The sequence below is a fragment of the Pseudomonas sp. SZ40 genome (assembly GCF_052958135.1).
Genome location: NZ_JBQWIF010000002.1, coordinates 275,195 through 286,698, shown reverse-complemented (window position 1 = coordinate 286,698; position 11,504 = coordinate 275,195). Strand labels below are relative to the sequence as shown.

The 11,504-nt window shown below is 63.6% G+C and carries 16 protein-coding genes; 15 read left to right on the top strand and 1 reads right to left on the bottom strand.

The window, feature by feature from the left end:
• Positions 1 to 3: 3 nt before the first annotated feature.
• From ACT9T4_RS03250 to ACT9T4_RS03210, 9 genes are all read left to right on the top strand, one after another.
• Entirely contained in the window at positions 4 to 732 is a 729-nt protein-coding gene (locus tag ACT9T4_RS03250; RefSeq protein WP_179539715.1) for a class I SAM-dependent methyltransferase, read from the top strand.
• Entirely contained in the window at positions 729 to 1,211 is a 483-nt protein-coding gene (locus ACT9T4_RS03245; RefSeq protein WP_499115480.1) for a hypothetical protein, read from the top strand. Before ACT9T4_RS03250 ends, ACT9T4_RS03245 begins: the two co-directional genes overlap by 4 nt.
• Positions 1,208 to 2,467 (top strand): beta-ketoacyl-[acyl-carrier-protein] synthase family protein, encoded by a 1,260-nt coding sequence (locus ACT9T4_RS03240; protein WP_499115478.1) that lies wholly within the window; start codon positions 1,208 to 1,210, stop codon positions 2,465 to 2,467. Before ACT9T4_RS03245 ends, ACT9T4_RS03240 begins: the two co-directional genes overlap by 4 nt.
• Positions 2,464 to 2,934, top strand: coding sequence for a hotdog family protein (locus tag ACT9T4_RS03235; protein WP_156152650.1), 471 nt, complete (start codon positions 2,464 to 2,466; stop codon positions 2,932 to 2,934). The genes ACT9T4_RS03240 and ACT9T4_RS03235 overlap by 4 nt, the downstream gene beginning before the upstream one ends.
• The gene (fabG, locus tag ACT9T4_RS03230) at positions 2,931 to 3,659 is read left to right on the top strand and encodes a 3-oxoacyl-ACP reductase FabG (protein ID WP_499115476.1); all 729 of its coding nucleotides are present in this window, start codon (positions 2,931 to 2,933) and stop codon (positions 3,657 to 3,659) included. The genes ACT9T4_RS03235 and fabG overlap by 4 nt, the downstream gene beginning before the upstream one ends.
• Positions 3,660 to 3,678: 19 nt before the next feature.
• On the top strand, positions 3,679 to 4,905 hold the full coding sequence (locus ACT9T4_RS03225; RefSeq protein ID WP_042552269.1) for a beta-ketoacyl-ACP synthase: 1,227 nt from the start codon (positions 3,679 to 3,681) through the stop codon (positions 4,903 to 4,905).
• A gap of 37 nt (positions 4,906 to 4,942) precedes the next feature.
• Positions 4,943 to 5,344: a hypothetical protein gene (locus tag ACT9T4_RS03220; RefSeq protein WP_179539712.1), complete on the top strand. Its 402-nt coding sequence runs from the start codon at positions 4,943 to 4,945 to the stop codon at positions 5,342 to 5,344.
• An 18-nt stretch (positions 5,345 to 5,362) separates the two neighbouring features.
• A complete protein-coding gene (locus ACT9T4_RS03215; RefSeq protein ID WP_042552267.1) occupies positions 5,363 to 5,803 on the top strand; it encodes a hypothetical protein in 441 nt (146 codons plus the stop codon).
• A 67-nt stretch (positions 5,804 to 5,870) separates the two neighbouring features.
• Positions 5,871 to 6,467 carry an Sbal_3080 family lipoprotein gene (locus ACT9T4_RS03210; protein WP_179540151.1) on the top strand — a complete coding sequence of 199 codons (597 nt, stop codon included), beginning with the start codon at positions 5,871 to 5,873 and terminating at the stop codon, positions 6,465 to 6,467.
• Positions 6,468 to 6,476: 9 nt separating this feature from the next.
• Here ACT9T4_RS03210 and ACT9T4_RS03205 read toward each other — a convergent pair whose 3' ends face one another.
• Positions 6,477 to 7,031 (bottom strand): methyltransferase family protein, encoded by a 555-nt coding sequence (locus ACT9T4_RS03205; RefSeq protein WP_052493748.1) that lies wholly within the window; start codon positions 7,029 to 7,031, stop codon positions 6,477 to 6,479.
• A 60-nt stretch (positions 7,032 to 7,091) separates the two neighbouring features.
• Here ACT9T4_RS03205 and ACT9T4_RS03200 point away from each other — a divergent pair, with 60 nt between their 5' ends.
• Genes ACT9T4_RS03200 through ACT9T4_RS03175 form a run of 6 tightly spaced genes read left to right on the top strand, consistent with a single transcriptional unit; the run spans position 7,092 to position 11,459 of the window.
• Entirely contained in the window at positions 7,092 to 7,499 is a 408-nt protein-coding gene (locus tag ACT9T4_RS03200; protein WP_179539710.1) for a hotdog family protein, read from the top strand.
• Positions 7,492 to 8,376 (top strand): ABC transporter ATP-binding protein, encoded by an 885-nt coding sequence (locus ACT9T4_RS03195; protein ID WP_042552264.1) that lies wholly within the window; start codon positions 7,492 to 7,494, stop codon positions 8,374 to 8,376. Before ACT9T4_RS03200 ends, ACT9T4_RS03195 begins: the two co-directional genes overlap by 8 nt.
• A complete protein-coding gene (locus ACT9T4_RS03190; RefSeq protein WP_499115473.1) occupies positions 8,373 to 9,560 on the top strand; it encodes an ABC transporter permease in 1,188 nt (395 codons plus the stop codon). Before ACT9T4_RS03195 ends, ACT9T4_RS03190 begins: the two co-directional genes overlap by 4 nt.
• On the top strand, positions 9,542 to 9,808 hold the full coding sequence (locus tag ACT9T4_RS03185; RefSeq protein ID WP_042552262.1) for an acyl carrier protein: 267 nt from the start codon (positions 9,542 to 9,544) through the stop codon (positions 9,806 to 9,808). Before ACT9T4_RS03190 ends, ACT9T4_RS03185 begins: the two co-directional genes overlap by 19 nt.
• Positions 9,805 to 10,911 carry a beta-ketoacyl synthase N-terminal-like domain-containing protein gene (locus ACT9T4_RS03180; RefSeq protein WP_499115470.1) on the top strand — a complete coding sequence of 369 codons (1,107 nt, stop codon included), beginning with the start codon at positions 9,805 to 9,807 and terminating at the stop codon, positions 10,909 to 10,911. Before ACT9T4_RS03185 ends, ACT9T4_RS03180 begins: the two co-directional genes overlap by 4 nt.
• Positions 10,908 to 11,459: a hypothetical protein gene (locus tag ACT9T4_RS03175; RefSeq protein WP_499115469.1), complete on the top strand. Its 552-nt coding sequence runs from the start codon at positions 10,908 to 10,910 to the stop codon at positions 11,457 to 11,459. The genes ACT9T4_RS03180 and ACT9T4_RS03175 overlap by 4 nt, the downstream gene beginning before the upstream one ends.
• Positions 11,460 to 11,504 lie beyond the last annotated feature (45 nt).

Genomic DNA, 11,504 nt, shown 5'->3' with positions numbered 1-11,504 from the left:
GCGATGGATCGCGCCGCATCCAACTATGTAGAGGAAACCGGTTTCGGTTTCTGGTTTCTGCAAAGCCACGTGTGGCAGCACCATGTGCTGCGCGTGGCCATCGACGATCTGCACAGGCTGATCAGCGGCCCGTTGCCGAACACTCCAGTGCTGCTCGACGCCGGCTGTGGCCAGGGCAAATCGTTCGCCCTGCTGCAGCGGGCCTTTCAGCCAGCCCGCATCCTCGGCCTGGATGCCGACCCGCACAGCCTCGACTGCTCGCGCGCCGAAGCGCAGCGCCTGGGCCTGGACGTACAGCTCATCGTCAGTGACTGCGCGGCGATCCAACTGCCCGATGCCAGTGTCGACATCCTCTTCTGTCACCAGACGTTCCACCATCTGGTCGAGCAGGAACAGGCCCTCGCCGAGTTCTGGCGCGTGCTCAAGCCCGGTGGCCTGCTGCTGTTCGCCGAGTCGACCAAGTACTACATCGATACCTGGGTGATTCGCTGGCTGTTCCGCCACCCGATGGAGGTGCAGAAGAGCGCCGACGAATACCTGGGCATGCTGCGTGACCAAGGCTTCGAGTTCAGCGAGCGGAATGTGTCCTACCCCTACCTGTGGTGGAGCCGTTCGCAGGACTTCGGCCTGCTGGAACGCTGGGGCATTCGCCGACCCAAGCCCTTTGGCCAGCGCAACGAAACCCTGGTCAATGCGGCGGTGCGCAAACCATTCGAGCAGACGCCGACATGAACAAGCTGTTGCTGCTCGCCTGCGCGCTGTTGCTGACGGCCTGTGCCGCCCGCACGCCGCTGCCCGACTCATCACCAGCGCTGGTCGCGCCGCTGCCGATTTCGCTGCAGGTGAGCAGCGCCGAGGGCCAGGACTGGCTGCTGGTGATTCAGGCGGAGGGCAGCAGCCTGCGCTGGTCGCTGTTCGACCCGCTCGGCGTGCCGCTGGCCCGACAGTCATTGATCGCCGGCGCCTGGCACAATGACGGCCTGCTGCCGCCCAACGGCGATGCCCGCGAACTGTTCGCCGCCCTGCTGTTCGCCCTCACCCCGGCCGATCAGCTGGCGCACGCCTACGATCTGGCCGACTGGCAGCAGCAAGGCACCGACAGCCGTCGGCTCGCGCCCAACTGGCGCATCCAGTACACGGCGCCGCTGGCCATCCGCCTGGATAACGGCAAGCAGCGCTACCAGGTGAGCCCTTTGGAGACACAACCATGATCGCTCGACTCGACGCCCTTGGCGTGGTCTGCGCCCTTGGCCAGGGCAAGCAGGCAGTGGCCGATGCGCTGTTCGCCGGTGACACCAGCGGCATGCGCCGCCAGGCTGGCTGGATACCGGAGCGCAGCGTGACCGTCGGCGCGGTCGACACGCCGTTGCCGGACATGCCCGCTGGCCAGGAACACGCCGCGAGCCGCAACAACAGACTGCTGCTGGCCGCGGCGCTGGAAATCCACGACGAGATCCAGGCTGCCATCGCTCGGCACGGTGCCGGGCGCATCGCCGTGATGCTCGGCACCAGCACCTCGGGCATCGCCGAAGCGGGCGAGCATATCGCTGCCTACGTGAACGACGGCGTGCTGCCTGCCGAGTACCGCTACAGCCACCAGGAAATCGCCGCACCGGCCACCTTCCTCGCCGACTGGCTGGGGCTGAGTGGGCCGGTTTACTGCCAGTCCACCGCCTGCACCTCCAGCGCTCGCGCCCTGCTCAGTGCCCAGCGCCTGCTGCAACTGGGCGTGTGCGATGCCGTGCTGTGCGGCGGTGTCGACAGCCTCTGCAAGCTGACCCTGAACGGTTTCGCCAGCCTGGAGGCGGTATCCGACGAGCGCTGCAACCCGTTCTCGGCCAACCGCCACGGGATCAATATCGGTGAAGCCGCAGCGCTGTTCCTGATGACCCGCGCGCACGACGGCGATCATGTCCCGGGCATTGCCCTGCTCGGCGGCGGCGCCAGCTCCGACGCCCACCATATCTCTGCGCCGCACCCTCAAGGCATCGGTGCCCAGCAAGCCATGAGCAAGGCGCTGAGCGCTGCGGGCCTGGCGGCCGAGCAGATCAGCTATCTGAACTTGCATGGCACCGCCACCACCCATAATGACGCCATGGAGAGCCTGGCGGTGCAGGCGCTGTTTCCCGCCGGCGTGGCCTGTTCGTCGAGCAAATCACTGACCGGTCATACCCTCGGCGCCGCCGGGGCACTGGAGGCTGCCTTCTGCTGGCTGACCCTGAGTGATTACAACACCGCCAATCGCTTGCCGCCTCATGTCTGGGATGGTCAGGCCGATACGCAACTGCCGCGCCTGAACCTGGTCGAAGCGACCACCCCCGTTCCACTGCCAACGGATGGACGCCGTTACCTGATGAGCAATTCGTTCGCCTTTGGCGGCAACAACATTTCCTTGATTTTAGGCTCCGTTGACCCTTGCGCACGGCGTGCGCTGAAGCGCCAACAGCCCCTAGGAGACCTGCCGTGAGTGTCTGGCCCGTCGCCGAGCTGGTGCCCCACGCTGGCGACATGATTCTGATCGACGAGGTGCTGACATTCGGCGCCGAGCATATAGAGACTCGCCTGGTAGTAAGCCCGGGCGGGCTGTTCAGCCATTCTGACGGCAGCTTGCCCGCGTCGGTCGGCATCGAGCTGATGGCCCAGAGCGTCGCGGCCTTCGCGGGTTGCCATGCACGCCAGGAAGGCCGCCCGGTGGAGCTCGGTTTCCTGCTCGGCACGCGTAATTTCACCTGCAACGTGGATCGTTTCCCGGCCGGCAGTACACTGCACATCACCGCTACCCGCTCGCTGCAGGACGACAACGGCATGTGCGTATTCGAATGCCGCCTGCAAGGCCCGGACATACTCGTCGAGGCCAGGCTGAACGTGTTTCAGCCCCGCGATGTGGCCACCTACATTCAGGAACCCCCACTTTCTCAGGAGCCGTCCGCATGAGCGAGACCATTCTGGTCACCGGATCGAGCCGCGGTATCGGCCGCGCCATTGCATTGCGCCTCGCCCGCGCCGGTTATGACATGGTGCTGCACTGCCGCTCGCGCCGCGACGAGGCCGAAGCGGTGCAGGCGCAGATCGAAGCCCTCGGCCAGAGCGCCCGCATCCTGCAGTTCGACGTGGCCGACCGCCTGGCCTGCCGCAACGCCCTGGAGGCAGACGTGGAAGCCCACGGCGCCTATTACGGCGTCGTGTGCAATGCCGGCCTGACCCGCGACGGCGCCTTCCCGGCGCTCAGCGAAGAGGACTGGGATGTGGTGCTGCGCACAAATCTGGACGGTTTCTACAATGTCCTGCATCCGTTGACGATGCCCATGGTGCGCCGCCGCAAAGCTGGGCGTATCGTCTGCATCACCTCGGTTTCCGGGCTGATCGGCAATCGCGGCCAGGTCAATTACAGTGCGTCCAAAGCCGGTATCATCGGGGCAGCCAAGGCCCTGGCTATCGAGTTGGGCAAACGCAAGATCACCGTCAACTGCGTGGCGCCAGGGCTGATCGATACCGAGATTCTCGACGAGCACGTACCGCTCGAGGAAATTCTCAAGATGATCCCGGCGGCACGCATGGGCACTCCGGAAGAAGTGGCCGGCACGGTGAATTTTCTGATGTCCGAAGAGGCGGCTTACATCACCCGCCAGGTAATCGCCGTGAATGGCGGTCTGTGTTGATCAAGAGCGAAGTGGCACGATGAAGCGCGTAGTCGTTACCGGCATGGCCGGCATTACCTCCCTGGGCGATAGCTGGGACAGCATCTCGGCGAACTTCCGCGCCAATCGCAATGGCATTCGTGTCATGCACGAGTGGGACCGTTTCATCGAGATGAATACCCGCCTGGGCGGCCCGGTGGACGATTTCGTCGTACCCGGCCACTGGACCCGCAAACAACTGCGCAGCATGGGCCGCGTGTCGAAGCTGTCCGTCTATGCCGCCGAGCGCGCGCTGGAACATGCCGGGCTGCTTGGCGATGCGCGTATCAAGGACGGCCGTATGGGCGTGGCCTGCGGCTCGTCCACCGGCAGCACCGATGAGGTCAGGGCCTTCGGTAACATGCTGATCAACTCGGTGGCCGACGGCCTCAACGCCAACTCCTACATCCGCATGATGCCGCACACCACGGCGGCCAATATCAGCATCTTCTTCGGCCTCACTGGCCGGCTGATTCCGACCTCCAGCGCCTGCACCAGCGGCAGCCAGGGCATCGGCTATGCCTACGAGGCAATCAAGTTCGGCCGCCTGCCACTGATGCTCGCTGGCGGTGCCGAGGAGCTGTGCCCGACCGAAGCCATGGTTTTCGATGCGCTGTACGCCACCAGCCTGAAGAACGATGCCCCACACACCAGCCCGCGCCCCTATGACAGCGGCCGCGACGGCCTGGTGATCGGAGAAGGCGCCGGCATGCTGGTGCTCGAAGAGCTCGAGCATGCGCTGGCACGCGGTGCCACCATCCACGCCGAGATCGTCGGCTTCGGCTGCAACGCCGATGGCCAGCACGCCACCAAACCCGTGCAGGCCACCATGCGCCGCGCCATGGAACTGGCCCTGGAAGACGCCGCGCTGGCGGCGGATGCCATTGGCTACATCAACGGCCATGGCACCGCCACCGAGCAAGGTGACGTGGCGGAAACCCAGGCCACCAGCGAATTGTTCGGCGCACGCATGCCGATCAGCTCGCAGAAGAGTTACCTCGGCCACACCCTGGGCGCCTGCGGCGCTCTGGAATCCTGGTTCAGCATCGAAATGCTCAACAGCGACAGCTATGTGCATACGCTCAACCTGGACCAGATCGATCCGGCGTGTGGCGAGCTGGATTATCTGCGCGGCGAATTCCGCGAGATGCACAATGAGTACGTGATGAACAACAATTTCGCCTTTGGCGGTGTCAATACGTCGCTGATCTTCCGCCGCTGGCACTGAAAGACCGTAACTTCTTCACTGACAAGGAACATGGATGATGTCTCGTTTCAACCGCATTGCTCTGCTCGCCCTTCTGCTCCTGGGCATCACCGCCTGCACCTCGAAGCCGGTGGTGAACATCGAAAACAGCGCCCCGCCGGCCGCGGTCAAGGGCCAGGACGACATGCGCAGGGCGGTGCTGACCGCGCTGCAGCGCCGTCAATGGACGGTGGAACGCGCAGACCAGGGGCAGATCCTGGCGTCGATCACCCGCCGCAGCCACCAGGCGCAAATCACCATTCCCTATACCGCGTCGACCTACTCGATCCGCTACCGCGACAGTCACAATCTCGGCTACCGCGACGGCAAGATCCACCGTAACTACAACAAGTGGATCCAGAACCTGGATCGCAGCATTCAGCAGGAATTGAGCAGTCCTTCCCTTTACATGCCCCAGTAAACACTCAAGGAGTTACCCATGAACGCAAAAACCTGGACCGCTGCCGCACTTCTCACCGCCGCCCTGCTGCCTGCCGTCAGCCAGGCCCGTGACACCGCCCACTTCCTGGACTTCCAGTCGGTGGTCAACGAAGCCACCCAGGCTGGCCGCCTCGATGGTTCGGTGAAGTTCTACCTGAACAAGACGCCAGCTGGCGCCAAGATCATCAACGCCAACGTCACCACCAGCCAGAAGACCAACGCCTTCAACAAGACCGACGAAGCCGCCTGCAGCTGGGCGCTGCAATCGGCGCTGATCAAGCTGCAGAACTCCGCCAAGGCGGCAGGCGCCAACGCCGTTGTCGACCTGGCCAGCAACTACAAGAACAAGGAATACCGCGACAACAGCAAATACGAATGCCACGCCGGCGCCATCATGGCTGGCGTCGCATTGAAGGCCAAGTACGCTCGCGTCAAGTAAGGCTGCCCGGTTTCAGAAAACCAAGCCGCCTGCGGGCGGCTTTTTCATATCAAGGAAGAGGTTGATCATGCCCAACGCCTTAGCCGCTCTATCGCTGGCTGCACTGGGAATAGCCCTGAGTGCGTGCACCGCAGTGCGTGTGACACCGCTGCAGAGTGCGCCGAGCACGATGTGTATCGAGGAAAACCTCAAGGTCAAAGTCAGCGACTTCGTACCAGTGCTACAGCAAGGCTTCGCTCGCCACGGTATCTCTACCCAGCTGTATTCGCAGATACCCTGGGCTCAATGCCCTTACGTGGTGACCTACACTGCACGACGCTCTTGGGATATGGCGCCTTACCTGTCGAGTGCAGAGCTGACCATCCTCGGCCCGCGGCGCCAGACACTGGCAAAAGCCAACTATCACCTGCGCGGCAAAGGCGGCCTCTCCTTGATGAAATGGCAAGGCACGCAAAGCAAGATGGACCCGGTTATCGATGAGCTACTGAGTGATGCCAAGTTGATTACCGAGCCTGCGCCGAGCGCGTCGGCGAAAACCCCTGCCGCGAGCACCACCAGTCTGGATGAACGACTGCGCGAACTGCAGCAGCAGAACCTTGACTACGAGGCTTACCAGCGAGCTTATCGCCAACTCATGCTTGAGAGTCAGCCAATAACTCACTGAACGCAGGGCTCAGAAAATGAACGGCACGAACATCCGACTGCGCGCCATGTAGTCGCGATAGGCATCGCCGAAGTAGGCCTGGCACTCACGTTCCTCGCACCTGGCGGCGAGCCACAGCGCCACACTCGACAGCAATGCCAGTATCAGCGTCACCGCCGTCGGCTGCTTCCAGGCGATGCCCCAGGCAAGCAGCAGCAGCGAGCAGTACATCGGATGACGGATGTAGCGGAAGATGCCGCTGGTGACCAGTTTCGAGGTGCGTTCGAAGGCGAACAGCTCGTCATCCTGACGCTGCTCATCGGCACGCCCGAAACGGCGCATCTGGTACACGCCGGCGAACAGCACCAGCAGTGAAGCCGTCAGCAGTACCCAGGAAACCCGCTGATGCGTCGCATCGCGGTCCTCGAACCAGAACGGCGCATTGAGCACCAGTGCCACTGCCATCAGTTCCCAGGCGATGAAACGGTAGAACCCATGGCTACGCGGGTTACCCAGCGACCGCCAGGAAATACCCGTCAGAACGATACTCAGCCCCACGAAAACCAGTAATTGCCAGACCTCCACCACACTCCTCCCTAATCACCCTCTGTTACACTGCCGCGCTCGCACGCCCAGACGCTCGCCATGGATCGCACCCAACTGCATACACTGCTGCCGCACCAGGGCAAGGCGCTCTGGCTGGACGCGCTAGTCGAACATGACGCCCGCACCATCCGCGGTCTGAGCGGCTGGCACCACCTCGACAGCCTGGGCAAGAACGCCTCACCCTGCCTGCTGTTCGAAGCCGCTGCTCAACTGTGTGCAGCGCATGGTGCCTTATACGGCAACGACAGCGCCATAAAAATGGCTCTGGTCGGCAAGCTCTCGCAACTGCAGTTACACCACCACCCCGTGCAGCGCAGCGGCGACCTGCTGGTCGACGCGGCCCAGGAGACCATCAGCCCGTTGGGCGCGCTGTATGGCTTCAGCGTGCACAGCGAGGGCCGCCTGCTGCTCGATGGCAAACTTCTCCTGGTGCTCGTCCGTGCTTGAGCTGAAGAACCTCGGTTATCGCTACCCCGAAGCTCAACAGCCGGCGCTGCAAGGTATCGACCTGCACCTGCAGGCGGGGCAATGCCTGGGGCTGCTCGGCAGCAACGGCGCAGGCAAGACGACCCTGTTGTCACTGCTCAGCGGCGTGCTGCAGCCGCTCGGCGGAGAGATCGTCTGGCAAGGCGAACGGCGCCTTGGCCTGGTGCCCCAGCAACTGGCGTTCTATGCCGGGCTGAAGGTCAGGGAAAACCTCGCATTGTTCGCCGATCTCTACGAGCTGCGCGGTCCGGAGCGTCATCAGCGCCTCGCTCACTGCATCGCCAGTACGGCTCTGGAAGACAAGCTCGATCGCCGTGCAGAACGGCTTTCTGGCGGTGAGCAGCGACGCCTGAATTTCGCCATCGGCCTGTTGCAACCGGCGGAGCTGTATCTGTTCGACGAAGCCACCGTCGGCGTCGACGCTGCCAGCCGGCAGATGCTCCTCGAAGCCGTCCAGACACTGACCGCCGAGGGCAAGGCGGTGATTTACACCAGTCATTATCTGGACGAAGTGGAGCGAGTAGCGGATCGCATCCTGCTGCTTCACGAAGGTCGCGTGCAGCTGGACATCGACAAGCAGCAGTTGCTCGGCGATCAGCCAGGCCTGTTTCTGGAGTGGCCCGAGCGCCAACCTGATGCCCTGCTACCACTGCTCGACAGCCTGGGCCTGAGTGTCGAACAACGAACCAATGGCGTGCGCATCGCCTCGCTGGACGTGGAGCAATTGCTGACGATTACCCGCTTCATCAGCGAACAGCAACATGCACCGAGCCTGCTGCGCTTTGGCCGCCCATCACTGGAGCAGCTCTACCTGCGCCTCAATGGAGGCAGGCTATGAGGCTACGTGCTCTGGTTCGCAAGGAAATCCTTCTGCTGCTGCGTGACCCTCACGCTCTGGCCGTGCTGTTCATCATGCCGACGCTGTTTCTGGTGATCATGGCCGGAGCCATGTCCAGCTACCTGCAGGATCGCCTGCCGCCCCTGCAACTGGTGATCGAAACACCGCAGCAGAGCGACTCCAGCCGTTTTTTCCACAGTGCGCTGCAGGCGCAACTGCCTGACAGCCAGTTGCTGGCCAGTGGGCCGCCCGAAATGACGCGCATCAGCCTGGCCGCCGACTTCGACGACAGGCTACTGGATACCCCCCACCAGGGCCCTACCCTGAGCTTTCCCGCGCAATTCGACCGACTTTCGCGCCAGCGCCTACATGGCGCGGTCACCATCGCCCTGGCCCAGACCCGACTGCTCGCCTATCTGCAGGACAGCGGTGCGCTGGATCAGGGCCTCAGCCCCGGCGAACAACTCGAGCTGATTCAGCAACGTACCGAGAGCCAGATCGACGAGCAGGAGCGCCTGGCCAGCGGCGACCTGAGCAACCAGGCCAACGCCACGCAGATGAGCGTCCCGGCATGGCTGATTTTCGGCATGTTCTTCGTGGTGCTGCCAATGGCCGGCAGCTTTCAGCGCGAACAGCAGAGTGGCGCGCTGCTGCGCTTCCGCTGCCTGGGCCTGGGGCTCGGCACCCTGGCACTGAGCAAGATGCTGCCCTACCTGGCCATCAACCTGTTGCAGTTCGCGCTGCTGCTGAGCATCGGCATGCATGGCCTGCCGCTGGTCGGCCTGCCGGCGTTGGAACTCAATGGCAGCCTGGCCGCTTACGCCCTGCTGGCAGCGAGCATCGCACTGGCTACCAGCAGCTTGGGCCTGCTGCTGGCTGCACTGGCACGAAGTAGTGAACAAGCCCTATTGCTTGGCGGCGGGATCAATATCATCCTCGCAGCCATCGGCGGCATCATGGTACCCAAGAGCGTGATGCCGGAGGCCATGCGCCAACTGGCGGAAGTTTCTCCAATGAGCTGGGCGCTCGACGCCTTCCTCACCCTGCTGGTGGGCCACGGCTCACTGAACGACGTAGCCCCCTGGTGCGTGCGCCTGCTGCTGTTCGCAGCGCTGGCCGGTGCCAGTGGCTTGTTCCTGTTCCACAAACGAGTACAGCAAACGCAATGGACCACACATTACTAGAAGAAAAGCTCAAGCAATTGCTGATTCGCGAGTGCGACAAGGAAGACGACATCGATTGGCAGAGCATCGAGGATGACGAGCCGCTGTTCGGTCAGCAGAGCCGCATTCAGATGGACAGCCTGGACGCGCTGCAGGTCTCGCTGGCCCTTCAGCAGCACTACGGGGTGCGTATCGAAGGCGCCAAGGACGGGCGGCGCATCCTCAATAGCATCTCCAGCATCGCGGCCTTCATCAGGCAGAAGCAGTGACGCCCGTCTACCTCCAACGAGGTGCCCTGCACAGTGCGCTTGGCGCAGATCTGCACGCCGCCGGTGAGGCCTTGCAACGCGGCGTACTGCCCGAAGCGGGCAACTTCGTGCTGCATGAACTGCTGCAGCCGCGCGCCCACCTCGGCCTGCCCGCGGGCGAAAGTCGGCATCAGCATGTCGACCGCCTGATCCGCGAGACACTTGGCACAGATGTCGGCCAGTTGGACGATTGCCTGCTGATCGTCGCCAGCACCAGCCTGGATATCGACGAACTGGAAGAACGTACGAAGCGGCAGGCTGGCTTTCATCACGATCACTCGACCTCTCTCGACCTGATCGCCGAGCAATTGCGCGAGCGCTGGGGCTTCGCCGATGCCTACACCCTCAATACCGCCTGCACCAGCGCCGCCAACGGGCTGCTGTACGGTGCCCGACTGCTCGGTGCGAAGCTTTATCGCCGCGCCCTGGTGCTGGCTTTCGAAACCCCCAGTGCCATAGCGCAGCAAGGCTTCGGCGCATTGGATCTGGTCTCGCCCAGCGGCCGCTATCGCCCCTTCCACCCTCAGCGCGACGGCTTGATTCTCGGCGAGGCCTACGCGGCAACGCTGCTGGGACTGGAGCCAGGCCCGGCACCGCTGGCCAGACTGCTTGGTGGTTTCAGCGCCTGCGACACCAGCAACCTGACCACCACGCGGGAAGACGGCAGCCACATCGACTGGGTAATGCGCGAAGCCCTGCGTAGCGCGGGCAGCAGCGTCGAGCAAATCGGTCTGGTGAAACTCCACGGTACAGCCACCGGCGCCAATGACCGCGCCGAGAGCAACGGCGTGCGCCTGCTGTTCGGCGACGCGCTGCCGCCGCTGTGCGTGCTCAAACCGTGGCTCGGCCATACCCTGGGCGCCTGTGGCCTGGCTGAAACCCTGCTGCTGGTGCAGAACCTCGCGCACCTGCCAGGCTGCGATTACGCCGACGAAGCGCTGCTGCCCCTGGCGGCAGCCCCCCTGGCGATCGCCGATGACAGCCTGCTGCTGGCCAATTTCTTCGGCTTCGGCGGCAACAACGCCAGCCTGGTGCTGCAGCGTGGCACGGGAGAAACACCATGAGCACGGTCATGGCCGCCTGCAGCGTCCGCGGTGACGCCAGCGCTTCCGACAAGGACCTGAAGGCCACTCTGAGTCAGTGGCTGGCCAGCCCGCCTCGACGAATCGATCGGCTGATCCTCCAGGCACTGCTGTGCAGCGCGCCACTCAAGGCGAAGGTACGCCGTGATTGCGGGCTGTATCTGGCCTCTCGTCATCCGGCCAGGGGAACCATGGGCTCGCTGCTCGACGCGGTATGCGTGAATCAGTTGCAGCCCAAGCCCTTCGAATTCGTCAACAGCGTAAGCAACGCAGCGGGCTTTCACGTCGCCGCGCAGCTGGGGCTGGAGGGGCCGAACCTGTTCATCGGCGCAGGCCCGCGTGCCTGGAAGCAGCTGCAGGCCCTGGCCGGGCTGGATCTGGCAGACGGCCTGATCAGCCAGGCGTTGCTGGTGGTGATCGATGAAGACGGTGAGTTCGAAGCCCAGGCGGTACTAATCGCCGGCCCGAGCCAGGCAGCAGATTTTGCCGAGCTGACGGCCGGGATCGACGTGCTGCGGTTGCCGCTATAAAACAGTGGCTGCTCACTGTGGGAGCGCGCCATGCGCGCGAAAAAT